Annotated in this window: 19 protein-coding genes; 13 read left to right on the forward strand and 6 right to left on the reverse strand. The window is 65.1% G+C overall.

Features of this window, described 5'->3' with window-relative positions; all coding sequences use genetic code 11:
• Positions 1–54: 54 nt before the first annotated feature.
• The 4 genes from BAC01S_RS03355 to fixL form a co-directional block, all read right to left on the reverse strand.
• Positions 55–2,154 (reverse strand): M3 family metallopeptidase, encoded by a 2,100-nt coding sequence (locus BAC01S_RS03355; RefSeq protein ID WP_027793484.1) that lies wholly within the window; start codon positions 2,152–2,154, stop codon positions 55–57.
• Between the two features lie 289 nt (positions 2,155–2,443).
• The gene (gene folD, locus BAC01S_RS03360) at positions 2,444–3,304 is read right to left on the reverse strand and encodes a bifunctional methylenetetrahydrofolate dehydrogenase/methenyltetrahydrofolate cyclohydrolase FolD (protein WP_027793485.1); all 861 of its coding nucleotides are present in this window, start codon (positions 3,302–3,304) and stop codon (positions 2,444–2,446) included.
• Between the two features lie 270 nt (positions 3,305–3,574).
• Positions 3,575–4,219, reverse strand: coding sequence for an oxygen response regulator transcription factor FixJ (gene fixJ / locus BAC01S_RS03365; protein WP_027793486.1), 645 nt, complete (start codon positions 4,217–4,219; stop codon positions 3,575–3,577).
• On the reverse strand, positions 4,216–6,732 hold the full coding sequence (gene fixL, locus BAC01S_RS03370) for an oxygen sensor histidine kinase FixL (RefSeq protein ID WP_027793487.1): 2,517 nt from the start codon (positions 6,730–6,732) through the stop codon (positions 4,216–4,218). Before fixL ends, fixJ begins: the two co-directional genes overlap by 4 nt.
• Positions 6,733–7,022: 290 nt before the next feature.
• On the opposite strand from fixL, the gene aceE reads away from it, so the two are divergent.
• The 3 genes from aceE (at position 7,023) to lpdA (ending at position 13,341) form a co-directional block, all read left to right on the forward strand.
• Positions 7,023–9,719 carry a pyruvate dehydrogenase (acetyl-transferring), homodimeric type gene (gene aceE, locus BAC01S_RS03375; RefSeq protein ID WP_027793488.1) on the forward strand — a complete coding sequence of 899 codons (2,697 nt, stop codon included), beginning with the start codon at positions 7,023–7,025 and terminating at the stop codon, positions 9,717–9,719.
• Positions 9,720–9,797: 78 nt separating this feature from the next.
• Entirely contained in the window at positions 9,798–11,477 is a 1,680-nt protein-coding gene (gene aceF / locus BAC01S_RS03380; RefSeq protein ID WP_027793489.1) for a dihydrolipoyllysine-residue acetyltransferase, read from the forward strand.
• Between the two features lie 94 nt (positions 11,478–11,571).
• Positions 11,572–13,341, forward strand: a complete 1,770-nt coding sequence (lpdA, locus tag BAC01S_RS03385; RefSeq protein ID WP_027793490.1) for a dihydrolipoyl dehydrogenase — start codon at positions 11,572–11,574, stop codon at positions 13,339–13,341.
• Between the two features lie 221 nt (positions 13,342–13,562).
• Here lpdA and BAC01S_RS03390 read toward each other — a convergent pair whose 3' ends face one another.
• A complete protein-coding gene (locus BAC01S_RS03390; protein WP_027793491.1) occupies positions 13,563–14,141 on the reverse strand; it encodes a phasin family protein in 579 nt (192 codons plus the stop codon).
• 710 nt (positions 14,142–14,851) lie between these two features.
• On the opposite strand from BAC01S_RS03390, the gene pbpG reads away from it, so the two are divergent.
• Positions 14,852–16,045, forward strand: a complete 1,194-nt coding sequence (gene pbpG, locus BAC01S_RS03395; RefSeq protein ID WP_027793492.1) for a D-alanyl-D-alanine endopeptidase — start codon at positions 14,852–14,854, stop codon at positions 16,043–16,045.
• A 96-nt stretch (positions 16,046–16,141) separates the two neighbouring features.
• Here the strand turns inward: pbpG and BAC01S_RS03400 are convergent, their stop codons facing one another.
• Positions 16,142–16,948 (reverse strand): IclR family transcriptional regulator, encoded by an 807-nt coding sequence (locus BAC01S_RS03400; protein ID WP_027793493.1) that lies wholly within the window; start codon positions 16,946–16,948, stop codon positions 16,142–16,144.
• 176 nt (positions 16,949–17,124) lie between these two features.
• On the opposite strand from BAC01S_RS03400, the gene BAC01S_RS03405 reads away from it, so the two are divergent.
• From BAC01S_RS03405 to hscB, 9 genes are all read left to right on the forward strand, one after another.
• Positions 17,125–17,847 (forward strand): (Fe-S)-binding protein, encoded by a 723-nt coding sequence (locus tag BAC01S_RS03405; protein WP_027793494.1) that lies wholly within the window; start codon positions 17,125–17,127, stop codon positions 17,845–17,847.
• A 74-nt stretch (positions 17,848–17,921) separates the two neighbouring features.
• Entirely contained in the window at positions 17,922–19,361 is a 1,440-nt protein-coding gene (locus BAC01S_RS03410) for a lactate utilization protein B (protein WP_027793495.1), read from the forward strand.
• 152 nt (positions 19,362–19,513) lie between these two features.
• Complete coding sequence (locus BAC01S_RS03415) at positions 19,514–19,756, forward strand: hypothetical protein (RefSeq protein ID WP_027793496.1); 243 nt, start codon at positions 19,514–19,516, stop codon at positions 19,754–19,756.
• A gap of 70 nt (positions 19,757–19,826) precedes the next feature.
• On the forward strand, positions 19,827–20,309 hold the full coding sequence (locus BAC01S_RS03420; protein ID WP_027793497.1) for a low molecular weight protein-tyrosine-phosphatase: 483 nt from the start codon (positions 19,827–19,829) through the stop codon (positions 20,307–20,309).
• A 196-nt stretch (positions 20,310–20,505) separates the two neighbouring features.
• On the forward strand, positions 20,506–21,039 hold the full coding sequence (gene iscR / locus BAC01S_RS03425; protein WP_027793498.1) for a Fe-S cluster assembly transcriptional regulator IscR: 534 nt from the start codon (positions 20,506–20,508) through the stop codon (positions 21,037–21,039).
• 67 nt (positions 21,040–21,106) lie between these two features.
• A complete protein-coding gene (locus tag BAC01S_RS03430) occupies positions 21,107–22,330 on the forward strand; it encodes an IscS subfamily cysteine desulfurase (RefSeq protein ID WP_027793499.1) in 1,224 nt (407 codons plus the stop codon).
• Between the two features lie 79 nt (positions 22,331–22,409).
• Positions 22,410–22,811 (forward strand): Fe-S cluster assembly scaffold IscU, encoded by a 402-nt coding sequence (gene iscU / locus BAC01S_RS03435; protein ID WP_027793500.1) that lies wholly within the window; start codon positions 22,410–22,412, stop codon positions 22,809–22,811.
• A 108-nt stretch (positions 22,812–22,919) separates the two neighbouring features.
• Positions 22,920–23,243: an iron-sulfur cluster assembly protein IscA gene (gene iscA, locus BAC01S_RS03440; RefSeq protein ID WP_027793501.1), complete on the forward strand. Its 324-nt coding sequence runs from the start codon at positions 22,920–22,922 to the stop codon at positions 23,241–23,243.
• An 83-nt stretch (positions 23,244–23,326) separates the two neighbouring features.
• Positions 23,327–23,863: a Fe-S protein assembly co-chaperone HscB gene (hscB, locus tag BAC01S_RS03445; protein WP_027793502.1), complete on the forward strand. Its 537-nt coding sequence runs from the start codon at positions 23,327–23,329 to the stop codon at positions 23,861–23,863.
• Positions 23,864–23,890 lie beyond the last annotated feature (27 nt).

Consider the following 23,890-nt stretch of genomic DNA (forward strand, 5'->3'; position numbering starts at 1 on the left):
GAAAGATCCCGTGCGCGGTTTTCACATCGCGCCCAATGTGCCCGGCGGTCGCGCTCAGTGCTGCGCGGGCGGCTGCTCCATGCCGTTGTGGCGCAGCAGGGCGTCGATACTCGGCTCGCGCCCGCGGAACGCCTTGAACGATTCCATTGCCGGGCGGCTGCCGCCCACCTCCAGAATCTCCTTGCGATAGCGCGTGCCCGTGTCCGCGTCGAGCACGCTCGACTGCGCCGCCTGGGCCGCTTCCTCGAAGGCCGCGTAGGCGTCGGCGGAGAGCACCTCGGCCCACTTGTAGCTGTAGTAGCCTGCCGCATAGCCGCCGGCGAAGATATGGCTGAACGTGTCCGGCCAGCGCGAGAACGGGGCCTGCGGAATCACGTGATAGCGCTCGTTGATTTCGCGCGCGAGGTCGTTCACGCTCTTGCCCGCCGACGCTTCGAAGTCCACGTGCAGCGCCATGTCGAACATCGAGAACACGATCTGGCGCAGCGTGCCGAGGCCGCTCTGGAAGTTCTTCGCGGCCAGCATCTTGTCGAAGAGTTCGCGCGGCAGCGGCTTCGCGGTATCGACGTGCGAGCTCATGTCGCGCAGCACGTCCCACTCCCAGCAGAAGTTCTCCATGAACTGCGAGGGCAGTTCGACCGCGTCCCACTCCACGCCGTTGATGCCCGATACCGCGAGCTCGTCCACGCGCGTGAGCATGTGGTGCAGACCGTGGCCGAACTCGTGGAAGAGCGTGATGACTTCGTCGTGCGTGAAGCACGCGGGCTTGCCGCCCACCGGCGCCGAGAAGTTGCAGGTGAGGTAGGCGACGGGCGTTTGCACGCGGTTGTCGTCGAGCTTGTGGCGCGAGCGCGCATCGTCCATCCATGCGCCGCCGCGCTTGCCTTCGCGGGCGTAGAGGTCGAGATAGAACTGTGCGACGAGCGTGCCGTCGGTGTTCTCCACGCGGAAGAAGCGCACGTCGGAATTCCACACGGGCGCGCTGTCCTTGCGGATGCGCACGCCGAAGAGCGTTTCGGTCACCTTGAAGAGGCCCGGCAGCACGAAGTCTTCGGGGAAGTACTGCTTCACTTCGTTTTCGGAAAACGCATAGCGCTGCTGGCGCAGGCGCTCGGACGCGAAGGCCATGTCCCACGGCTCGAGTTGCGCAAGACCCAGCTCCTTCGCGGCGAATTCGCGCAACTCGTCCCAGTCCTGTTCGGCGTGCGGGCGCGCGCGCGTCGCGAGGTCTTCGAGGAAGCTCATCACCTGTTGCGGAGATTCGGCCATCTTCGGCGTGAGCGACACTTCGGCGAAGTTGTCGTAGCCGAGCATCTTCGCTTCCTCGGCGCGCAGCTTGAGCTGGTCGGCGATGATTTCCGTGTTGTCCCACTCGGCTTTGCCGCCGCCATAGACGGGGCCCAGTTCCGATGCGCGCGTGACGTACGCGCGGTACATCGTCTCGCGCATCGCGCGGTTTTCCGAGTATTGCAGCACCGGGAAGTACGACGGGAAGTGCAGCGTGAACTTCCAGCCCTCCTTGTTCTCGCGCTCGGCCGCCTCGCGGGCCGCGGCGATCACGTCTTCGGGCAGGCCGGCGAGTTCCGCTTCGTTCGCGGCGTAATACGCGTAGCCGTTGGTCGCGTCGAGCACGTGGTCGGAGAACGCTTTCGAAAGGGCGGCCTGGCGCTCCTGCAGTTCGGCGAAGCGCGGCTTCTGGTCTTCAGGCAGCTCGGCGCCCGAAAGGCGGAAGTCGCGCAGCGCGTTGTCGAGGATCTTCTTGCGTTCGCCCGAGAGCAGTTCGAACGAGTCGTGCGTGGTGATCGCCTTGTACTTCTCGTAGAGCGCGAGGTTCTGGCCGACGCTCGCCCAGAACTCGGTCACGCGCGGCAGGTTCTCGCCGTAGACGGTGCGCAGCTCGGGCGTGTCGGCCACGGCGTTCAGGTGGCCGACTATGCCCCAGGCGCGTGCGAGCGGCTCGGTGGCGTGCTCGACCGGATCGACTACGTCGCTCCATTGGGCGGGCGTCATGGGCTGGGCGGCGCGGTCCACGGCCGCTTTCGCGTTCGCGAGCAGCACGTCGAGCGCGGGCGTGACGTGTTCGGGGCGGATTTCGCCGAAGCGCGGCAGGCCGGAGAAGTCGAGCAGCGGATTGTCGGAGGGAGTAGTAGCCATGGTGCGTCCTGTTCCTGTCTGTCGCGGTTCGTGGGTGTAGGGGGCCGGGGGTATGCCCCGCCATATCGAGTATTGGGGCGCGGTGCACGCATCTCAACCGGGCCGATGCCTGCAAATTATCAGATGTCGGCACCCGCTGACGAAACGGTGGCGCAGGCGGCTCCCTCATATGAGACGGATGCTACTGCATCGTGGAGCGCGCCGCGCATGACACCGGCACAAAAGCAAAGCGGCCCGCAAGGGGCCGCCCGGAACTGGCTGCGCGCGTGTCGAGTGCGCCCGCCGCACCTTACGCCGCGTGAGCGGCAGCGCGCTCCGCCGCTTCGATCGTATTCACGAGCAGCATCGTGATGGTCATCGGGCCGACGCCGCCGGGCACCGGCGTGATGTGGCCGGCCACGTCCTTCAGGCCGGCGAAGTCGACGTCGCCGCACAGCTTGCCGTTGTCGTCGCGGTTCATGCCCACGTCGATCACCGTGACGCCGGGCTTCACCATGTCGGCGGTGAGGATGTTGCGCTTGCCCACGGCCGCAACGACGATGTCAGCCTCGCGCGTATGCGCCGCGAGGTCGCGCGTCTTGCTGTGGCAGATCGTGACGGTGGCGCCCTGTTCGAGCAGCAGCATCGCCATCGGCTTGCCGACGATGTTCGAGCGGCCGATCACCACCGCATTCGCGCCCGTGAGCGGAATCTCGTAAGCCTCGAACATCTTCATCACGCCATAGGGCGTGCAGGGGCGAAAGAGCGGCTGGCCCGTCATCAGCGCGCCGGCGTTGGCGACGTGAAAGCCGTCCACGTCCTTCTCGGGCGCGATCGCCTCGATGACCTTGTGGCTGTCGATGTGCCTGGGCAGCGGCAACTGCACGAGAATGCCGTGGATTTTCGGATCGCGGTTCAGTTCGTCGATGCGCTTGAGCAGGTCCGCTTCGGAAAGCGTGGCCGGATAGCGGTCGTAGGACGAATGCAGGCCGTTGTCCTCGCAGGCTTTGACCTTGTTGCGCACATAGACTTCGCTCGCCGGGTTGTCGCCGACCAGCACGACGGCGAGGCCGGGCTGATGGCCGCGGGCGGTGAGGGCGGCGGCGCGCGTGGCGACGTCGGCGCGCAGTTGTTTGGAGAGGGCGTTGCCGTCGATGAGAGTGGCTGTCATGGTCGGTCGGGCTCGAGAGTGGGGATGCGGCGGCAAGGGCGCCTGCAAGCGGCTGCGTGGCCGCCAGGGGCTCTTGCGAAGGCCGACATTATACCGTCGCGCGGCCAGCGCTTCTCGACGGCTTCGGCGGGGCGTGCGGCTGGCGGGGGGGCGCGCGCCGCGCGAAAACGCCGCGTCCCGCGCGCGGGCCCGGCCCATGAGGGCGGCCGGCGCGCGGGACGCAGTGGGAAGCGGCTGGGCAGCGGTAGAGAAGCAGCCGAAAAGCGGCGCTTACTGTTGCGCTTGCTGCGGCTTGTTGGAGAGCGCGAGACGCAGCAGGTCGGCGACCGTGTTGACGTTCAGCTTTTCCATGATGTTCGCGCGGTGCGCTTCGACGGTCTTGATGCTGATGCCCAGATCGTCGGCGATCTGCTTGTTCAGGCGCCCCGCGATGATGCGCTCGAGCACCTGATGCTCGCGCGCCGTGAGCTTGCCGAGGCGTTCGGCCGCGGCGCGCTGCTGCTGCACGTTGGTGCTTTCGCTGCGCGCCTTGTCGAGCATGCGCTCGACGAGCTTGCGCAGTTCGGCTTCGTCGAACGGCTTTTCGATGAAGTCCATCGCGCCCTTCTTCATGGTCGAGACGGCCATCGGCACGTCGCCGTGGCCCGTCACGAAGATGATCGGCAGCGCGGTGTTGTCGGCGATCAGGCGCTCCTGCAGTTCGAGCCCGCTCATGCCCGACATCCGCACGTCCAGGATGAGGCAGGCGATCTGTCCGGCTTGCGCCGGCTGGTATGCCTCGAGGAACTCCTCCGCGCTGTTGAAGCACTGCACGCGGTAGCCGTTCGCTTCGAGCAGCCAGCGCAGGGAGTCTCGTACAGCCTCATCGTCATCGACGACAAAGACGGTTTCCTGGGTGGTGACTGGGCTGTTCATGGCTCTCCCGTAACGGTTGTTGGAGTCGGCTCGTGGGAGCCGTCGCGAGACGGCGTATCCGCTTCGCCGATCGGCAGACTGCAATGGAACGTGGCGCCGCTGATGTGGCCGTCGACTTCGACGTTGTTGACCACCCACAGGCGCCCGCGGTGCGATTCGATGATCGAACGGCAAATGTTCAGCCCCATGCCCATGCCGTCGGACTTGGTGCTGTAAAACGGTTCGAAGAGGCGCTCGGCCGTGGCTTCGTCCACGCCCGGCCCCTGGTCCACGACGCTGATGCAGACGTTGCCGCCTTCGCGCTTCACGACCACGCGGATCACGGGGTCGACGAGATTCGGGCGGGCACCGGCCATGGCCTCGGCGGCATTCTTCAGCAGATTGACGAGCACCTGCTCGATCAGCACCGGGTCGACGTAGATCACGGGCATGCGCGAGCGCATGTCGGTCACGATGCGGATACGGCGCTTGCGCGCTTCGATCTCGGCGAGGCCCACGGCGTCGGCGACGATGTCGGCCACGCGCGTGGCCTGGCGCTTCGGTTCGGAGCGCTTCACGAATTCGCGGATGCGCTTGATGATCATGCCCGCGCGCACGGCCTGCTGCGCGGTCTTCTCCAGCACGGGCAGCAGATTGTCGGGCGCGGCGCGTCCCGACTTCACGAGCGCCACGGTGCCCGAGGCATAGTTGTTGATGGCGGCGAGCGGCTGATTCAGCTCGTGCGCGAGCGAGGAGGCCATTTCGCCCATCGTCATCAGGCGGCTCGTGAACTGCAGCTTTTCGTCCTGCTGGCGGGCGAGTTCCTGGGCCTGCTTGCGCGTGGTGATATCGGTCGCGATCTGCATCTGCGCGAGATGGCCGTCCACCCATTGGATGTACTGGCGGCGCACCTCGAACCACTTCTGGATGCTTTCGACGTAGACCTCCTGCGCATCCGCCGTGCTTTCGGTGAGCGCGGTGGCCGGCAGGCCCGCGAAGGCGTCGACCATGTCGATCGAGTCGGACGAGGCGTTCGCGGAATCGAAGCCGCCGCCCCCCGCGAGTTCCAGATGGCCGTCGGGGCGAATGCCGAAGAGGTGCCGGTAGTAGCGGTTCGCAAACAACAGTTCGGCTTCGTCGGCGGCGAGCACGGAAACCGCGGCGTCGAGGCTTTCCAGGACCGTGGTGAAGCGCTCGTGCGCGGCGGCGAGTTCTTCGCGCGCGCGCCTGGGTTCCGTGATGTCGGTCATCGACGACATCCACCCCGTCTGGCGGCCCGAGCTGTCGATGAGCGGCGAAACATAAAGGCGCGCATGGAACTGCGAGGCGTCCTTGCGGCGCACGCGCAGCTCGAACCCCGAGGAGGGCGCCTTGCCGCGCAGCGTCATGTCGAGCTGGCGCTGCATTTCCGGGTAGGCGTCGCGGGGCCAGTACGGGAACGGCGCGTTCTTGCCGACGAGGTCGCTTTCGTCCCAGCCGGTCATGCGGCAGAACGCCGGATTCACGTGGGTGATGCGGCCGTGCATGTCGAGCACGCGCATGCCGATCAGCACCGAGTTTTCCATCGCGCGGCGGAAGAACGCTTCGGCGTAGAGCGCCTGCTGCGCCTCGAAGCGCTGGCGCGTGTGCTTCCAGAGGCTCCAGAGGCTCCACAGCACGAAGCACGACAGCCCCGCCACCAGCCACACGAGCGTATTGTTCGTGAAGTTGGTCATCTGCGGGTACGAGTACACGCGCACCGAAACGCCCTGGCCCGGCGGATCGAGCGGCAGGTCGTAATAGACGTCGCGCGGCAGGCGCGGGCGCGTCGAGGTGGTGGCGAGCTCGCGGTCGCTTGCGTCGAGGATCGAGATCTTGTACTTGGCCGAGAGCTCGGGCGGGATGTCGTGCTTCAGGATGCCTTCGACCGAGAACACGGCCGCGATCGACCCAAGAAAATCCCGATCGCGGTATACCGGGGTCTGCAGCGTGATGTAGCCGTTGCCCAGATCGTCGTAGATGAGCGGCGAATAGACCTGGCGGCGCGTGTCGCGCGCTTCCGTGAAGGCGGCCTTGACGGCTTCGTCCATCTGTTCGTCGTTGGGCTTGGCGAGGCGCTGGCCGAACACGGGCATGGCCGTAGCCGGCCAGCGCGGCTCCTGCGCGCTCGTGTACCAGTTGAGATAGAGGATCTCGGGATGCCCCTGCATGATGTCCGTGGTGGACGTCTGGAAATATTGCGGGTCCGAGTGGCCGGCGGCGAGATCGCGCGCGAGCGCCTGCAACTGCTCCTGCGCGCCTGTCATCGAGAGGCGGATCTGCTGCTGCGCCCATGCCACATTGCGGTAAAGCGTGTCTTCCTGCTGCTGCTGTTCGCGGCGGTTCAGGCTCCACAGGATCAGGCTCATGACGATCAGGAACACGAGGATCGACAGGAGCGGCGTCAGCAAATAGGAATTGGACCACCAGGGTCCGTGGTGCCAGCGGGACGGCGCCGAGTCGCCGGGCGTACCGGGCGGCCGCGCCGAGCGTGCGAAAAGCCGTTCGGTCAACATGGCAAGGATTGTAGCGCAGCGTAAGACACGGAATTGCCGCGAAAAAAACGGTAAATCGCCGATAAACGGGCGCAAACTGACCGTTATCGCCACAAGGGCGCGAACGATTCAGCGTGCGCCGCAACAATTTTCCACATTATAAAATTCAATCTCGCAATTCGAAAATTTTGTTGCGCGAGGCCCCTGGGGGTCATTACAATCGCCCGAAAGATGCTGCGGTCGGCCTGGCTCGTCCCGAACAGTCGCCCGCATGGTCCGTTCAACAGCGTTCCCCCAATCAGGAGACGAGCATGTCCGCAGTACCCGACGAAGTCCTGAAGTACGTAGCCGCCGACAAGGACGAAGATCCGCAGGAAACCGCCGAATGGCTTGAAGCGCTGGACGGCGTCATCTCGGCAATCGGCCCCGACCGTGCCCACTACCTGATCGAAAAGCAGATCGAGTTCGCCCGCGTGCATGGCGAACACCTGCCGTTCTCGGCCAACACGCCGTACATCAACACGATCCCCGTCGCCAACCAGGCGAAGAATCCGGGCGACCAGGACATCGAACACCGCATCCGCTCGTACACGCGCTGGAACGCCATGGCCATGGTGCTGCGCGCGGGCAAGCACACCAACGTGGGCGGCCACATCGCCTCGTTCGCCTCGGCCGCCACGCTCTACGACGTCGGCTACAACCACTTCTGGCGCGCGCCTTCGCCCGAGCATGGCGGCGACCTCGTGTTCGTGCAGGGCCACTCGTCGCCGGGCGTCTACTCGCGCGCGTTCCTGCTCGGCCGCCTCTCGGAAAACCAGCTCGACAACTTCCGCCAGGAAGTGGGCGGCGAGGGCATCTCGTCGTACCCGCACCCGTGGCTCATGCCGGACTTCTGGCAGTTCCCGACCGTCTCGATGGGCCTCGGCCCGATCATGGCGATCTATCAGGCGCGCTTCATGAAGTACCTGCAGGCGCGCGGCATCGCGAAGACCGACGGCCGCAAGGTCTGGGCCTTCCTCGGCGACGGCGAAACCGACGAACCGGAATCGCTCGGCGCGATCGGCATGGCCGGCCGCGAGCGTCTGGACAACCTCGTGTTCGTCATCAACTGCAACCTGCAGCGTCTGGACGGCCCGGTGCGCGGCAACGGCAAGATCATCCAGGAACTCGAAAGCGAGTTCCGCGGCGCCGGCTGGAACGTCATCAAGGTCCTGTGGGGCAGCCGCTGGGACGCGCTCTTCGCGCGCGACAAGTCGGGCGCGCTGATGCGCCGCATGATGGAAGTCGTGGACGGCGAGTACCAGACCTACAAGTCGGAGTCGGGCGCGTACGTTCGCGAACACTTCTTCAACACGCCGGAACTGAAGGCGCTGGTCGCCGACTGGTCCGACGAGGACATCTGGAACCTGAACCGCGGCGGCCACGACCCGCACAAGATCTACGCGGCGTTCCACGAAGCTTCGAATTCGAAGGGCCAGCCCACCGTCATCCTCGCGAAGACGATCAAGGGCTACGGCATGGGCGAAGCCGGCCAGGCCATGAACATCACCCACCAGCAGAAGAAGATGCAGGTGGATCAGCTCAAGAAGTTCCGCGACCAGTTCCGCCTGCCGCTCACCGACGAGCAGATCGTCGACGTGCCGTACCTGACGTTCGAGGAAGGCTCGAAGGAACTCGAATACATGCGCCAGAAGCGCATGGATCTGGGCGGTTACCTGCCGGCTCGCCGCCAGAAGGCCGAGTCGCTGCCGGTGCCGGCGCTCGACGTGTTCGAGCCGCTGCTCAAGGGCACGGGCGAAGGCCGCGAGATCTCGACGACGATGGCGTTCGTGCGGATCCTGAACATCCTGCTGAAGGACAAGGCGCTCGGCAAGCGCGTCGTGCCGATCGTGCCGGACGAGTCGCGTACCTTCGGCATGGAAGGCCTGTTCCGCCAGATCGGCATCTGGAATCAGGACGGTCAGAAGTACGTGCCGGAAGACTCCGACCAGCTGATGTTCTACAAGGAATCGCAGACCGGCCAGATCCTTCAGGAAGGCATCAACGAAGCCGGCGGCATGTGCGACTGGATCGCGGCCGCGACGTCGTACTCGACGCACGGCGAGATCATGGTGCCGTTCTACATCTTCTATTCGATGTTCGGCATGCAGCGCATCGGCGACCTCGTGTGGGCCGCGGGCGACATGCGTTCGCGCGGCTTCCTGCTGGGCGGCACGGCGGGCCGTACCACGCTCAACGGCGAAGGCCTGCAGCACGAAGACGGCCACTCGCTCCTGTGGGCCGCTTCGGTGCCGAACTGCCTGAGCTACGATCCGACCTTCGGCTACGAGCTCGCCGTGATCATGCAGGACGGCCTGCGCCGCATGGTGCAGGACCAGGAAGACGTGTTCTATTACATCACGGTGATGAACGAGAACTACGAGCACCCGGCGATTCCGCAGGGCGAGCATGTGGCTGCCGACATCATCAAGGGCATGTACGCGTTCCGCAAGGGCGCGGACAACGCCAGGGCGCCGCGCGTGCAACTGCTGGGCGCTGGCACGATCTTCAACGAAGTGATCGCCGCCGCCGACCTGCTGAAGAACGACTGGGGCGTCGAAGCCGATCTCTGGAGCGTGCCGAGCTTCACGGAACTGGCCCGCGAAGGCCACGAAGTCGAGCGCTGGAACCTGCTGCACCCGAGCGAGCCGCGCCGCGAATCGCACGTCGAGAAGCTGCTCAAGGACACGCAAGGCCCGATCATCGCGTCCACCGACTACGTGCGCGCGCTGGTCGACCAGATCCGCGGTCTTGTTCCGCGCAAGTTCGTGGTGCTCGGCACCGACGGCTTCGGCCGTTCGGACACGCGTGAAAAGCTGCGTCACTTCTTCGAAGTCGATCGCTACTGGACCACGGTCGCAGCGCTCAACGCGCTCGCGGACGAAGGCAAGATCGAGCGCAAGGTGGTTGGCGACGCGATCGCCAAGTACAACCTCGATCCGTCCAAACCCAACCCGATGACCGTCTAACGCATCACCCCCTGTGCATGGCAAGCGCGCCTCCCCGAAGCGGGGAGGCGTTCTTATGCGGCCCCGGAGACACTAACAATGAGTCAAGCGATCGAAGTCAAAGTGCCGGACATCGGCGATTACAAGGACATTCCTGTGATCGAGGTGCTGGTGAAGGCGGGTGACACCGTCGAAAAAGAGCAGTCCCTCATCACGCTGGAGTCGGACAAGGCGACGATGGACGTGCCGAGCCCGGCCTCGGGCGCGGTGAAGGAAGTGAAGGTCAAAGTGGGCGACAACGTGTCGGAAGGTTCGCTCGTGCTCGTGCTGGATGGCGCGGGCGCTGCGGCGGCTCCGGCACCTGCATCCGCGCCCGCTGCCGCGGAAAAAGCGGCAGCGCCCGCGCCGGCTGCTGCACCGGCCCCGCAGGCCGCTCCTCAGGCCGCCCCGGCGGCGAGCGGCGGCGCGCAAAGCGTCAAGGTTCCCGACATCGGCGACTACAAGGACGTGCCGGTGATCGAAGTCGCCGTGAAGGTGGGCGACCGGGTGGAGAAGGAGCAGTCGCTCGTCACGCTCGAATCCGACAAGGCGACCATGGACGTGCCGAGCCCGGTGGCCGGCGTCGTGAAGGAAGTCAAGGTCAAGGTGGGCGATGCGGTTTCCGAAGGCACCGAGATCTTCGTGATCGAAGCCGAAGGCGCCGCCGCTCCGGCCGCCGCACCCGCGCAGAAGGCCCCGGTCGAAGTGCCGTCGGATGCGCCTGCCTCTGCCGCACCGGCCAAGGCCGCGCCGGCGGTTCCGTCCGCGCTCGCGCAGGCGCCGAGCATCCAGGCCGGCGAAGGTGGCGCACGCCGTCCGAGCCACGCTTCGCCTTCGGTGCGCAAGTTCGCGCGTGAGCTGGGTGTCGACGTGGCGCGCGTCGCGGGTACGGGTCCGAAGGGCCGCATTACCCAGGACGACATTACGGCGTTCGTGAAGGGCGTGATGTCGGGCGCGCTGGCCGCACCGGCTGCCGCCGCGGCACCGGCCGGCGGCGCAGGCGCGGGGCTGAACCTGCTGCCGTGGCCGAAAGTCGACTTCACGAAGTTCGGCCCGATCGACACGCAGCCGCTGTCGCGCATCAAGAAGATTTCGGGCGCGAACCTGCACCGCAACTGGGTCATGATCCCGCACGTCACGAACAACGACGAAGCGGACATCACCGACCTCGAAGCGCTGCGCGTGCAGCTGAACAAGGAAAACGAGAAGGCGGGCGTGAAGTTCACGATGCTCGCGTTCGTCATCAAGGCCTGCGTCGCGGCGCTGAAGAAGTTCCCGACCTTCAACGCGAGCCTCGACGGCGACAATCTCGTCTTCAAGCAGTACTACCATATCGGTTTTGCCGCCGACACGCCCAACGGCCTCGTCGTTCCGGTGATCCGCGACGCGGACAAGAAGGGTCTCGTCGACATCGCGAAGGAAATGGCCGAGCTCTCGAAGCTCGCGCGCGACGGCAAGCTCAAGCCGGACCAGATGCAAGGCGGTTGCTTCTCGATCTCGTCGCTCGGCGGTATCGGCGGCACGCACTTCACGCCGATCATCAACGCGCCGGAAGTGGCGATCCTCGGCCTTTCGAAGAGCGCGATGAAGCCCGTGTGGGACGGCAAGCAGTTCGTGCCGCGTCTCACGCTGCCGCTCTCGCTCTCGTACGACCACCGCGTGATCGACGGCGCGGCTGCCGCGCGCTTCAACGCGTACCTGGGCTCGATCCTCGGCGATTTCCGCCGCGTGATTCTGTAAAACCGCTTCATCGACCGGCTTGCGCCGCCGCGCTGCACGCGTTTCCCGCGTGCGCGCCGCGGCGGGCGCAGCCGGTTATCTCTCAGGGGACACCATGAGTCTCGTCGAAGTGAAAGTGCCGGACATCGGTGACTTCAAGGACATCGACGTCATCGAAGTCAATATCAAGGCGGGCGACGTCATCGAGAAAGAGCAGACGCTGCTCTCGCTCGAGTCGGACAAGGCCACGATGGAAGTGCCGAGCGATGTCGCGGGCACCGTCAAGGAAGTGAAGATCAAGCCGGGCGACAAGGCTTCGCAGGGCACCGTGATCGCGCTGGTCGAAGCCTCCGAAGGGGCGGCTGCGCCGGCTCCGAAGGCCGAAGCGCCCAAGGCGGCGGAAGCGCCGAAGGCTGCCGAGGCTCCGAAAGCCGCGGCGCCTGCGCCGCAAGCGGGCAGCTACAGCGGTGCCGCCGATGTCGAGTGCGACATGCTCGTGCTCGGCGCGGGCCCCGGCGGCTACTCGGCCGCGTTCCGCTCCGCCGACCTCGGCATGAAGACCGTGCTGGTCGAGCGCTACTCGACGCTTGGCGGCGTGTGTCTGAACGTGGGCTGTATTCCGTCGAAGGCGCTGCTGCACACGGCGCTCGTGATCGACGAAGCCGAAGCACTCGGCTCGCACGGCATCACGTTCGGCAAACCGCAGATCGATCTCGACAAGCTGCGCGATTTCAAGTCGGGCGTCGTCAAGAAGCTGACGGGCGGCCTGGCCGGCATGGCGAAGGCGCGCAAGGTGGAAGTCGTGACGGGCGTGGGCACGTTCGTCGATCCGAACCATATGGAAGTGGTGGGCGAGAACGGCAAGAAGGTCGTCAAGTTCAGGCAGGCGATCATCGCTGCGGGTTCACAGGCCGTGAAGCTGCCGTTCATGCCGGAAGATCCGCGCGTGGTCGATTCGACCGGTGCGCTCGAACTGCGCCAGATCCCGCAGAAGATGCTCGTGATCGGCGGCGGCATCATCGGTCTGGAAATGGCCACCGTCTACGCAACGCTCGGCGCGCAGATCGACGTCGTGGAAATGCTCGACGGCCTGATGGCCGGCGCGGACCGCGATCTCGTGAAGGTCTGGGAGAAGTACAACGCGAAGCGCTTCGCGAACGTCATGCTCAAGACCAAAACCACGAAGGCCGAGGCGAAGGACGACGGCATCTATGTGTCGTTCGAGGGCGAGAAGGCGCCCGCCGGGCCGCAGCGCTACGACCTCGTGCTGGTCGCCGTGGGCCGCTCGCCCAACGGCAAGAAGATCGGCGCCGACAAGGCCGGCGTGGCGGTGACCGACCGCGGTTTCATCGAGGTCGACAAGCAGATGCGCACCAACGTGCCGCACATCTTCGCGATCGGCGACGTGGTCGGCCAGCCGATGCTGGCGCACAAGGCGGTGCATGAAGGGCACGTGGCGGCGGAGGCGGCGCACGGCGAGAAGGCGTACTTCGACGCGCTGCAGATTCCGTCGGTGGCCTATACCGATCCGGAAGTGGCGTGGGCCGGCAAGACCGAAGACCAGTGCAAGGCCGAGGGCATCAAGTACGGCAAGGCGGTGTTCCCGTGGGCCGCTTCGGGCCGCGCGATCGCCAACGGCCGCGACGAGGGCTTCACGAAGCTGCTCTTCGACGAAGAGACGCATCGCGTGATCGGCGGCGGCATCGTCGGCCTGAATGCGGGCGATCTCATCAGCGAAGTGTGTCTTGCCGTCGAGATGGGCGCGGACGCGGAGGATATCGGCAAGACGATCCACCCGCACCCGACGCTCGGCGAATCGATCGGCATGGCTGCCGAACTGTACGAAGGCGTGTGTACGGATCTGCCGCCGCAAAAGAAGAAGTAAGCGGCGCGCTTGTCGCGCGATTCTTTGCGTGAAAGCAAACGGCGCACCCCGCGAGGGGTGCGCCGTTTTTCGTTGGGGACTGCGAGAGGCGCCGGAGCGTAAAAAATCCCGGTCGAAGCAACCGGGCGAGTGGCGTGCCCGCAAAGGGCACGCCCGAGCGTCAGATCCGGCAATCAGGTACGCGTCACGCCATGCGCGTACCCGCAATCGTTACTGGGCGTTCAGACCGCCTTCTTGGCCGAAGCGGCGGCAGCCGACGAGCGCGAAGCTTGCGCGGCAGCCTTGCTTGCGGCAGCCGTAGCCGCGTTGAAGTTGCTTTCCGCCATTTCGACGGCTTGCTTCGTGGCTTTTTGCACCGTTTCGTAGGTCGTGTTCGCGGCGTTGATGGCCGACTTGAGCACGGCAACGGCCGTTTCCGAACCGGCCGGCGCGTTCTTGGCGACGTTGTCGACGAGCGACTGCACCTTGCGGTTCTGCTCTTCGTAATGCGCTTCGGCGACCTTCGCGAATTCGGCTTGCGTGGCCGACGTGATTTCATACACGTGGCGGCCGTACGACAGCAGCTTTTCGGCGAGCGGCTGGGCAAAGCTTGCTTGCAGGGCCAGCAGTTCCTGCGCGTCCTTCACGGACAGTGCGCGCTGGGCCTGCTCCTGCGATTCCGCCAGATTCGAGCGGACGGCCTGAAGGTTCAATTCGACGAGCTTTTCCACACCCTCGAATGCCTTGCCGGTCAGACCGAAGAGGGTTTCGAGATTGGCTTTCTGGGCTGCGGCGAATTGCTCAGGGGTCAGCAGACTCATGTTTACGCTCCTGGATGGATGACGGATCGTCTGATGCGGTCCGTATAAATAGGTGGCGAGACTCAGGATGATCTGCCGGACGTTTGTGCGTCGCAGCATTGACATCGATTTTAGGATGGCTTGGCGGAAAGTCAAGCCCTGTTTGTGCGTCGCACAATGTCGATAAATTGTTATTAAACAGGTGCTTATGCACGTTGATTAGGGACGTAACGTCGCGCCTGCGATGGAGCCTGCGGCAGCGCTTGCCTGACCGCGGCGGACGGCGGCGGTAACCCATGTGGGATGGGGGGCGGCAAATCCACTCCGCATATGGCAAGATTCGGATCCTGGAATCCCGTCTTCTTGTAAGAGTTGGTGGCCATCTATGCGGGAATGATCCAGGTCGGTCCACCGGAATCGTCCTGGGAACGTTAAAGACTGACTACGGTCGAATGCGCGTTCCGTTCGCGATCGTTCCCCCCGGCATTTCCCTATTCAAGTTTGACCGGACTCGGGCCGTAATCTCCGTGCAAACGCGATTGCCGCCTTGTTGGCCGCGCGGGGCCCGTTGCTTCGATGGTTATGTTCTATCGAAAACTTGCACATCATCAGTGAATTTGATCGAAAGTTAGACTTCGGTTTAATGTGCACTGATAAGTGCTTAAATTTGCGAAATTTTCGTTGTTTTACTACACTTGGCGAACGATCCCGCCGCTTCATCCAGAACACCAATGAAATCCGACAAGCTCCTGTCGTTCAAACTGATGCACGGTGCCATGGTCAGCACCGCGCTGTCGGTGGCTGTCTCCGTAGCCATCAGTGCGACGATCGCCGTACCTTCCAGCGCTTTCGCTGCGGCGCAAGACACCACTTCGACCTCGTCGACCCCGCCGGCCAAGGCGAAGTCCAAAAAGGCAAGGAAAAAGGTCGCGAAGCCCGCCGACGCACCGGCCAAGGTTTCGCAGAAGTCGTCGAAGGCGGCCCGCACCGTTGCGGCCGACGACGACGCCCGTCCCGTCGTGAAGAGAAAGCGCGTCACCTACACGATGAACGGCCGCCATCACGCCGTGCGCGTGGCATATGAGCCGCGCCAGCCGACCGTGGGCCAGGCCTTCGGCCTGCACGACACGCCGGACGCGCTGATGCTGCGCTCGAGCGTGGCCTACGTTGTCGATCAGAACACCCTCGAACCGCTGTTCGACAAGAACTCGCACGCCGTCGTGCCGATTGCCTCGATCTCGAAGCTGATGACCGCGATGGTCGTCCTCGACTCGAAGGCGCCGCTCACGGAGTCGATCGAAGTCACCGACGAAGACCGCGACTACGAGAAGAACACCGGTTCGCGTCTGTCCGTGGGTTCGGTGCTCTCGCGCGAGGACATGCTGCATATCGCGCTGATGGCCTCCGAGAACCGCGCCGCGGCGGCGCTCTCGCGCTACTACCCGGGCGGCCGTCCGGCCTTCATCGCGGCGATGAATGCGAAGGCGAAGCAGCTCGGCATGACCGACACGCACTTCGAGAACTCGACGGGTCTCTCGAGCCAGAACGTGTCGAGCGCGCGTGACCTCGTGAAGATGGTCAATGCGGCCTATCAGTACCCGATGATTCGCCAGTTCTCGACCGATCACAGCTACACGGTGTTCACCGGCAAGCGCAACATCGCCTACAACAGCACGAACGCGCTGGTCCGCAACCCGTCGTGGGACATCGGCCTGCAGAAGACCGGCTTCATCAACGAAGCGGGCGAATGTCTCGTGATGCAGGCGACCATCCACGACCGTCCGGTCATCATGGTGCTGCTCGATTCGAGCGGCAAGTACTCGCGCTTTGCCGACGCGACGCGCGTGCGCGCGTGGCTCGACAACGGCGGCGCCGATCAGCAGCCGCGTATCACGAGCGCGGATGCGGGCGGCGCGGGCACCTGAGCGAACGGCAGCGGCTGCACTTCAATGCAAAACGCCCCGCAGATGCGGGGCGTTGTCGTTTGAAGGCGTGAAAAGCGGCGGGCGGCGCAGACCCGCTCAGGCCGGCTGCGCGCTGCCCTCGGCGGCCTGCGAATGGTAGCCCAGCGACTCCGAGATCACGAGCGCCGTCTTGCTCAGCTGGCCGAGCCAGGAGTCCTGCAGGCGGTCGGCCGGCGCGGAGAGCGAGAGCCCGGCAACCAGCTTGCCCGTGTCGTCGTAAATGCCGGCCGCGATGCAGCGCACCCCCAGCTCCAGTTCCTCGTTATCGCGCGCGCAGGACTGCTGGCGCACGTGCGCGAGTTCGCGCTCGAGGCGGGTGAGGTCGGTGATGCTGTTGCGCGTATGGCCCGAGAGGCCCGTGCGCGTGGCATAGGCGCGCACGCGGTTCGCTTCGTCGGCGGCGAGAAAGAGCTTGCCTACCGAAGTGAGGTGCAGCGGCGCCCGGCCGCCGATCGCACGCACCACCTGCATGCCCGAGCGCTCGGAGTAGGCGCGTTCGATATAGACGATTTCATCGCCCTGGCGCACCGAGAGGTTCACCGTCTGTCCCGTGAGCCGGTGCAGCTCGCGCATGGGCGTGAGCGCGGCGTCGCGCACCGAAAGGCGCGCCTTCACGAGATTGCCCAGTTCCAGAAGACGCATGCCGAGCCGGTAGGTGCCCGGGTCGGAACGGTCGACGAGCCGGCAGCTCACCATGTCGTTCAGAATGCGGTGCGCCGTGGACGGATGGAGTTCGGTGCGCTGGGCCAGCTCCTTGAGGCTGACGGGGTCGCTGTGCGCGGCTAACGCGTCCAGCAGGCGCATCATGCGCTCGATGACCTGAATCGAGGTCTTCGGATCCGGCGTGCTTCCACTTTCGCTCATGGTTCAGATTCGCTTGGCGCTTAAGGCGGATGGGGCATTGTATCTCGTATCGTGAAAAAAGTAAGCGGCTGGCGGGATGGGCGCCGCGTCGCACCATCGACGGCGCGGGTAGACGATGCGTTGGTGCTTGCCGGGAAACGTCGGATAATCGGGGACGGTTTTTCAGAGGAGTCCCCATGCGAGTCGGTTTGTTCGTGACCTGCCTCATCGACACGATGCGCCCCGAAATCGGGTTTTCGGCGATCAAGCTGCTGGAGCACGCGGGCTGCGAGGTGCACGTGCCGCCCGCGCAGACCTGCTGCGGGCAGCCTGCCTACAACTCCGGCGAGCGCGGGCTCGCGCGCGACCTCGCCGAAAAGACCCTGCGCGAGTTCGAACAGTACGACTACGTGGTGGTGCCGTCGGGCTCGTGCGGCGGCATGATCCGCGCGCATTACGGCGATCTGTTTCGCGACGACCCTGAGCTGATGCGCCGCTACGGCCTCTTGCGCGAGCGCGTCTACGAGCTCACCGACTTCCTCGCCAACGTCGCGAAGGTATCGCTGCCCCCCGGCGAATTCCACGGGCCGGTTACTTATCACGATTCCTGTTCCGGCCTGCGTGAGCTCGGCGTGAAAGCGCAGCCGCGCGCGCTCCTTGCGCAGCGCGGCGTCGAGGTGCGCGAGATGAAGGACTGCGAGCACTGCTGCGGCTTCGGCGGCACGTTCGCGGTGAAGTACGGCGCGATCTCCACCGCGATCGCCGACGAGAAATGCGCGAACGTGCGCGCGAGCGGCACGGGCGCCGTGGTGCTGGGCGACCTCGGCTGCATGCTCAACATCGAAGGGCGCCTGCGCCGCACCGGCGACACCGCCACGCGCGTGCTGCACGTGGCCCAGGTGCTGGCCGGCGACGTCTGACGGCCGCTCGCTTTCCTGCGTCCGCCACTTCGCCCCCTTCGTTCCGCAGCCCTTCGCCCCAGGATCCCGCAACCATGCAAGTCCAGTCGATGCAGTTCAAGGCGCGCGCCGGCCAGAAGCTGGCCGACCAGCGCCTCCAGCAGAACCTCACGAAGCTCTCGACGAAGTTCGTTTCGGCGCGTGCCGAGGCGATGACCGCGCTCGACTTCCCGGCCACGCGCGCCGCGCTCAAGGCGCGCCGCAACCGCGCGCTGGACAACCTCGACGTCTGGCTCGAGCAGTTCGAGACCGAGGCCACGCGCCGCGGCGTGACGGTGCTCTACGCGGAAACGGCGCGCGACGCCGCGAAGCTGGTCGCCGACATTGCGCGCAAGCACGACGTGCGCAAGGTCATCAAGACGAAGTCGATGGTTTCCGAGGAGATGCAGCTGAACACCGTGCTCGAAGGGATGGGCGTGCAGTCGGTCGAGACCGACCTCGGCGAGTACATCCTGCAGATCAACGGCAACGAGCCGCCGAGCCACATCATTGCGCCCGTCGTCCACAAGGACAAGGACGAGATCGCCGACCTCTTCGCCAAGACGCATCACCGGCCGCGCCTGACCGAGATTCCCGACATGACGCGCGAGGCGCGCGAGATGCTGCGCCCGCATTTCCTTTCGGCGGACATGGGCGTGACGGGCGGCAACTTCCTCGTGGCGGAAACCGGCTCGGTCGTGCTGGTGACGAACGAGGGCAACGAAGGCATGTGCACGGTGATGCCGCGCGTGCATGTGGCGGTTACCGGCATCGAAAAGGTGCTGCCCACGCTCGAGGATCTCGCGACGGCCATGCGCCTCTTGCCGCGCTCGGCGACAGGGCAGGCCACCTCGAACTATTTTTCGGTGCTCACGGGGCCGCGCGGCAAGGACGACCTCGACGGACCCGAGCACATGTACGTCGTGCTCGTGGACGCCGGCCGCACCGGCCTCATCGGCGGCGAATTCCAGGAAATGCTGCGCTGTATTCGCTGCGGCGCCTGCATGAACCATTGTCCCGTCTATCAGAAAGTCGGCGGCCACGCCTACGGCTGGGTGTACCCGGGGCCGATGGGCTCGGTTCTGACGCCGAGCTATGTGGGCATCGAGAAGGCGCTCGACCTGCCGCAGGCGGCCACGCTTTGCGGCGAGTGCAACAGCGTCTGCCCCGTGGGCATCCCGCTGTCGGACCTGCTGCGCAAGCTGCGCGAGAAGCAGACCGAACGCCATCTGCGTCCGTGGCGCGAGCAGGCCGTGCTCGCGGTGTGGGGCTGGTTCGCGCTGCATCCGGGTGCCTACGCCATGCTGACGAAGCTCGGCGTGCGCGTGCTGGAGCGCATGGGCGGGCAGGCGCGGCTCATCCGCAGGCTGCCGCTGGCGCGGGGCTGGACCGAGGGCCGCGACATGCCCGCACCGGTCGGGCGCACCTTCCGCGAGCTCTACGCGGCTCAGCGCACGCATCTCGATGCGACGCGCCGGCAGACGGATGCGGGCTGACCCGCTGCCGAATCGAACTCGTCCACTGTTTAACTTGCGGCAACAGTGTGTTCGGCGTTGCCGGGTTTTTCCTGATTGCGGATGTCTATATCATTTCGACTGGCGATAGTGCGTCCCGCACTGGTCGCCCTCTAGTCGAGAGAGTCCGCATCATGAAAAAGAAAATATCGGTGTACTGGCCGCTGGCGCTGATCGTGCCCTGTGCGGCAATCGCATGGTCCCATGCATGGAATACGACGCAGCAGCAGATGCCGCTCGCGGCCGACCAGCTAAGCGCCGAACTGGCGCGCGCCGTGTCGTACGGCCTCGTCGGCAGCGAAGGCCCGGCGCCCGTCAAAGCCCCCGTCAAGGCGATCGGCGCCGGCGAGGCGTTGCCGCCCGCACGCGCCATCTGAGTGCCCGGCGCGATTGCGCCGGGCTTTGTATAATTAACAGTTTGGCTCGCTGCTCAAGAATGTCGATTCGATGAATAAAGTTTCCGTCTGTTTTGTGTGCCTCGGCAACATCTGCCGCTCGCCCACGGCTGAAGCCGTGATGCGGCACATGGTCGGGCAGGCGGGGTTGGACGGGCGCATCGACATCGATTCAGCGGGCACGGGCGACTGGCATCTGGGCGACGCGCCGGACGAGCGGGCTCAGCGCGCGGGCCAGCGCCGCGGCTATGATCTCGCGCCGCTGCGCGCCCGCCAGATCGGCGCTGGCGATTTCGAGCGCTTCGACTTCGTGGTTGCGATGGACGAAGCGAACATCACGGCGTTGCAGCAGGTGGCGCCGCCCGCGGCGCGCGGCAAGATCCGTCTGCTGATGGAGTTCGCGCCGCAGCTGGACACACGCGTCGTCGCCGACCCTTATTTCGGCGGCGAGGCGGGCTTCGAAACAGTGCTCGATCAGTGCGAAGCGGCCTGCGAGGGCTTGCTGGCGGCGCTGCGCGCCCGACTGGCCGAATAACGGGCTGAAAACGGGCCAGGTAGCGCAATGGCCGGCGCAAACCACGATTCACGGTTTGCGCTGTTTGGCTGCTGTGGGCTGCATGAAGCTTTTCGCAACATGCCTAATAACCCATCTGGCGGCGCGGATACTTGACTAAACTAGTCATGTATTTATACTTGACGAAAATTGTCGAGAATTGCGGTTCCCCTACATCATGAGACTCACCACGAAAGGCCGTTTCGCCGTCACGGCGATGATCGACCTGGCCCTGCGCCAGGAGCAGGGCCCGGTGACGCTTGCGGGTATCAGTCAGCGCCAGCACATCTCGCTGTCGTACCTCGAACAGCTGTTCGGCAAGCTGCGCCGTCATGAAATCGTCGAATCGGTTCGCGGGCCGGGCGGCGGGTACAACCTCGCGCGCCGCGCGGAGGATGTCACGGTTGCCGACATCATCATCGCCGTGGACGAGCCGCTCGACGCCACCCAATGCGGCGGCAAGGGCGCCTGCGAAGGCACCAAGCAGCACGACGGCCACTGCATGACGCACGAGCTCTGGTCCACGCTGAACCAGAAGATGGTGGAGTACCTCGATTCGGTGTCCCTCAAGGATCTGGTGGACAAGCAGCGCGCCCGCGAAGGCGCCGCGCCCACGGTCCTGCGCGACCGCCGCGCCGAGACGCCGGCCGTGGAGCCGGTGCGCACGGTCCCGCTTGGGCCCAACTCCATATTCAACATGGCCGGGTCCTGATCCCCGCGATCCCGAACCACGGCCAGCGCAATACACAGAGCAGCAGACAGAATCCCCGGAGCGATAGATGAATAACGACATTCCCCACCTGCCCATCTACATGGACTACAGCGCGACGACGCCTGTGGATCCGCGCGTGGTGGACAAGATGATTCCGTACCTGCGCGAGCAGTTCGGCAATCCGGCGTCGCGCAGCCACGCCTACGGCTGGGATGCGGAACGCGCCGTCGAGGAAGCGCGCGAGAACGTCGCCGCGCTCGTCAACGCCGACCCGCGCGAAATCATCTGGACCTCGGGCGCCACCGAATCGGACAACCTCGCGATCAAGGGTGCAGCGCACTTCTACAAGAGCAAGGGCAAGCACATCATCACGGTGAAGACCGAGCACAAGGCCGTGCTCGACACCTGCCGCGAACTCGAACGCGAAGGCTACGAAGTCACCTATCTGGACGTCAAGGACGACGGCCTGATCGATCTGGAAGCCTTCAAGGCCGCGATCCGTCCCGACACGATCCTCGTTTCCGTCATGCACGTGAACAACGAGATCGGCGTGATCCAGGACATCGAGGCGATCGGCGAGATCTGCCGCGAGAAGGGCATCATCTTCCACGTCGACGCCGCGCAATCGACGGGCAAGGCGCCCATCGACCTGCAAAAGCTCAAGGTCGATCTGATGTCGTTCTCGGCGCACAAGACCTATGGCCCGAAGGGCATCGGCGCGCTGTACGTGCGCCGCAAGCCGCGCGTGCGCATCGAAGCGCAAATGCACGGCGGCGGCCACGAGCGCGGCATGCGCTCGGGCACGCTGGCCACGCACCAGATCGTGGGCATGGGCGAAGCGTTCCGTCTCGCACGCGAAGAAATGGCCACCGAGAACGAGCGCGTGCGCATGCTGCGCGACAAGCTGCTGCGCGGCCTTTCGGAGATCGAAGAGACCTATGTGAACGGCGACATGGAGCAGCGTGTCCCGCACAACCTGAACATCAGCTTCAACTTCGTCGAAGGCGAATCGCTGATCATGGCGGTGAAGGACGTCGCGGTGTCGTCGGGCTCGGCGTGCACGTCGGCTTCGCTGGAACCGTCGTACGTGCTGCGCGCACTGGGCCGCAACGACGAGCTGGCGCACAGCTCGATCCGCTTCACGGTGGGCCGCTTCACGACCGGGCAGGACGTGGACTACGTCATCAACCTGCTGAAGTCGAAGATCGCCAAGCTGCGCGAGCTGTCGCCGCTGTGGGAAATGCACAAGGACGGCATCGATCTGTCGACCATCCAGTGGGCCGCGCATTAACACGGCAGCGCCGAACAACGACCCGGCCGCAGCGCAACTGTGAAGTGCAGCGCGGCCAACGAATCGAAGGAGTGTGATCATGGCATATAGCGAAAAGGTTCTGGACCACTACGAAAACCCGCGCAACGTCGGCTCGTTCGCGAAAGACGACGACACGGTGGGCACCGGCATGGTCGGCGCGCCGGCCTGCGGCGACGTGATGAAGCTGCAGATTCGCGTGGGCGCGGACGGCGTGATCGAAGACGCGAAGTTCAAGACTTACGGCTGCGGTTCGGCGATCGCTTCGAGCTCGCTCGTGACCGAGTGGGTGAAGGGCAAGACGCTCGACGAGGCGCTCTCCATCAAGAACACGCATATCGCGGAAGAGCTCGCGCTGCCGCCGGTGAAGATCCACTGCTCGATTCTCGCGGAAGACGCGATCAAGGCAGCCGTGGCCGATTACCGCCAGCGTCATACGACGGACGCGAAGGCCGAGGCCTGAGCGGGTCAGCGGGCGAGGCAGGAGCGCGGCGTTCGGCCAAAGCCGCGCGCTGCGGGATTAACGACTTTGAATGCAGGCAGGGTTGCGCTGCGGCGTGACGAAAACGCTATGGCAATTACGTTGACGGAAAAAGCGGCACAGCACGTGCAGAAGTACCTGACCCGGCGCGGCAAGGGCGTGGGTCTGCGTCTTGGCGTGCGCACGACGGGCTGCTCGGGGCTCGCCTACAAGCTCGAGTACGTGGACGAACTCGCCGCCGAAGACAACGTCTTCGAAAGCCATGGCGTGAAGGTCATCGTCGATCCGAAGAGCCTCGCCTATATCGACGGCACGCAGCTCGACTTCGTGCGCGAGGGGCTCAACGAAGGCTTCAGGTTCAATAATCCGAACGTGAAGGACGAGTGCGGCTGCGGCGAGTCGTTCCGCGTCTGAGCCCGCGCGATGTAGGTGTAAAGGCGGCCTGTGCCGCCTTTTTGACTTTTGATGGATGCGGCACACAATTCGATGACCTCGCGATGACCTCGCTTTCTTCGCTTTCCGATAGCCATTTCGTTCTCTTCGGCCTGCCCGGGCAGTTCGCGGTCGACGCCGACGCGCTCGATCGTGCGTACCGCACCGTGCAGGCGCAGGTGCACCCCGACCGTTTCGCCGCCGCCGGCGAGGCGCAAAAGCGCGTCGCGATGCAATGGGCCACGCGCGCGAACGAGGCCTACCAGACGCTGCGCGATCCGCTCAGGCGTGCGAAATACATGCTGCATTTGCGCGGCATCGACGTGGGCGCGGAGAACAACACGGCGATGGAGCCCGCCTTCCTGATGCAGCAGATGGAATGGCGCGAGGCGATCGAAGATGCCGTTGGCGCGAAGAACGTGGATGCGCTCGACGCGCTCATGAGCGAACTGCGCGACGACGAGCGCGCCCGGCTCGCGAAGCTCGCGGCGCTGATCGATAGCGGCTCGAACCAGGCGGCCGCCGAGGCGGTGCGCCAGCTCATGTTCATCGAGCGCGTGGCGAGCGAGATCGACGCGCAGATCGAGCGTCTGGAAGGCTGAAGGGGGCTGGCGTCGGCCCGCGCGGCG

The organism is Paraburkholderia acidipaludis NBRC 101816 (assembly GCF_000684975.1).
GTDB lineage: Bacteria > Pseudomonadota > Gammaproteobacteria > Burkholderiales > Burkholderiaceae > Paraburkholderia > Paraburkholderia acidipaludis.

Bases quoted from the DNA above. Each gene is read 5' to 3' on its own strand.
- BAC01S_RS03355 (WP_027793484.1), bottom strand. From the start codon at position 2,154: ATGGCTACTACTCCCTCCGACAATCCGCTGCTCGACTTCTCCGGCCTG.
- folD (WP_027793485.1), bottom strand. From the start codon at position 3,304: ATGACAGCCACTCTCATCGACGGCAACGCCCTCTCCAAACAACTGCGC.
- fixJ (WP_027793486.1), bottom strand. From the start codon at position 4,219: ATGAACAGCCCAGTCACCACCCAGGAAACCGTCTTTGTCGTCGATGAC.
- fixL (WP_027793487.1), bottom strand. From the start codon at position 6,732: ATGTTGACCGAACGGCTTTTCGCACGCTCGGCGCGGCCGCCCGGTACG.
- aceE (WP_027793488.1), top strand. From the start codon at position 7,023: ATGTCCGCAGTACCCGACGAAGTCCTGAAGTACGTAGCCGCCGACAAG.
- aceF (WP_027793489.1), top strand. From the start codon at position 9,798: ATGAGTCAAGCGATCGAAGTCAAAGTGCCGGACATCGGCGATTACAAG.
- lpdA (WP_027793490.1), top strand. From the start codon at position 11,572: ATGAGTCTCGTCGAAGTGAAAGTGCCGGACATCGGTGACTTCAAGGAC.
- BAC01S_RS03390 (WP_027793491.1), bottom strand. From the start codon at position 14,141: ATGAGTCTGCTGACCCCTGAGCAATTCGCCGCAGCCCAGAAAGCCAAT.
- pbpG (WP_027793492.1), top strand. From the start codon at position 14,852: ATGAAATCCGACAAGCTCCTGTCGTTCAAACTGATGCACGGTGCCATG.
- BAC01S_RS03400 (WP_027793493.1), bottom strand. From the start codon at position 16,948: ATGAGCGAAAGTGGAAGCACGCCGGATCCGAAGACCTCGATTCAGGTC.
- BAC01S_RS03405 (WP_027793494.1), top strand. From the start codon at position 17,125: ATGCGAGTCGGTTTGTTCGTGACCTGCCTCATCGACACGATGCGCCCC.
- BAC01S_RS03410 (WP_027793495.1), top strand. From the start codon at position 17,922: ATGCAAGTCCAGTCGATGCAGTTCAAGGCGCGCGCCGGCCAGAAGCTG.
- BAC01S_RS03415 (WP_027793496.1), top strand. From the start codon at position 19,514: ATGAAAAAGAAAATATCGGTGTACTGGCCGCTGGCGCTGATCGTGCCC.
- BAC01S_RS03420 (WP_027793497.1), top strand. From the start codon at position 19,827: ATGAATAAAGTTTCCGTCTGTTTTGTGTGCCTCGGCAACATCTGCCGC.
- iscR (WP_027793498.1), top strand. From the start codon at position 20,506: ATGAGACTCACCACGAAAGGCCGTTTCGCCGTCACGGCGATGATCGAC.
- BAC01S_RS03430 (WP_027793499.1), top strand. From the start codon at position 21,107: ATGAATAACGACATTCCCCACCTGCCCATCTACATGGACTACAGCGCG.
- iscU (WP_027793500.1), top strand. From the start codon at position 22,410: ATGGCATATAGCGAAAAGGTTCTGGACCACTACGAAAACCCGCGCAAC.
- iscA (WP_027793501.1), top strand. From the start codon at position 22,920: ATGGCAATTACGTTGACGGAAAAAGCGGCACAGCACGTGCAGAAGTAC.
- hscB (WP_027793502.1), top strand. From the start codon at position 23,327: ATGACCTCGCTTTCTTCGCTTTCCGATAGCCATTTCGTTCTCTTCGGC.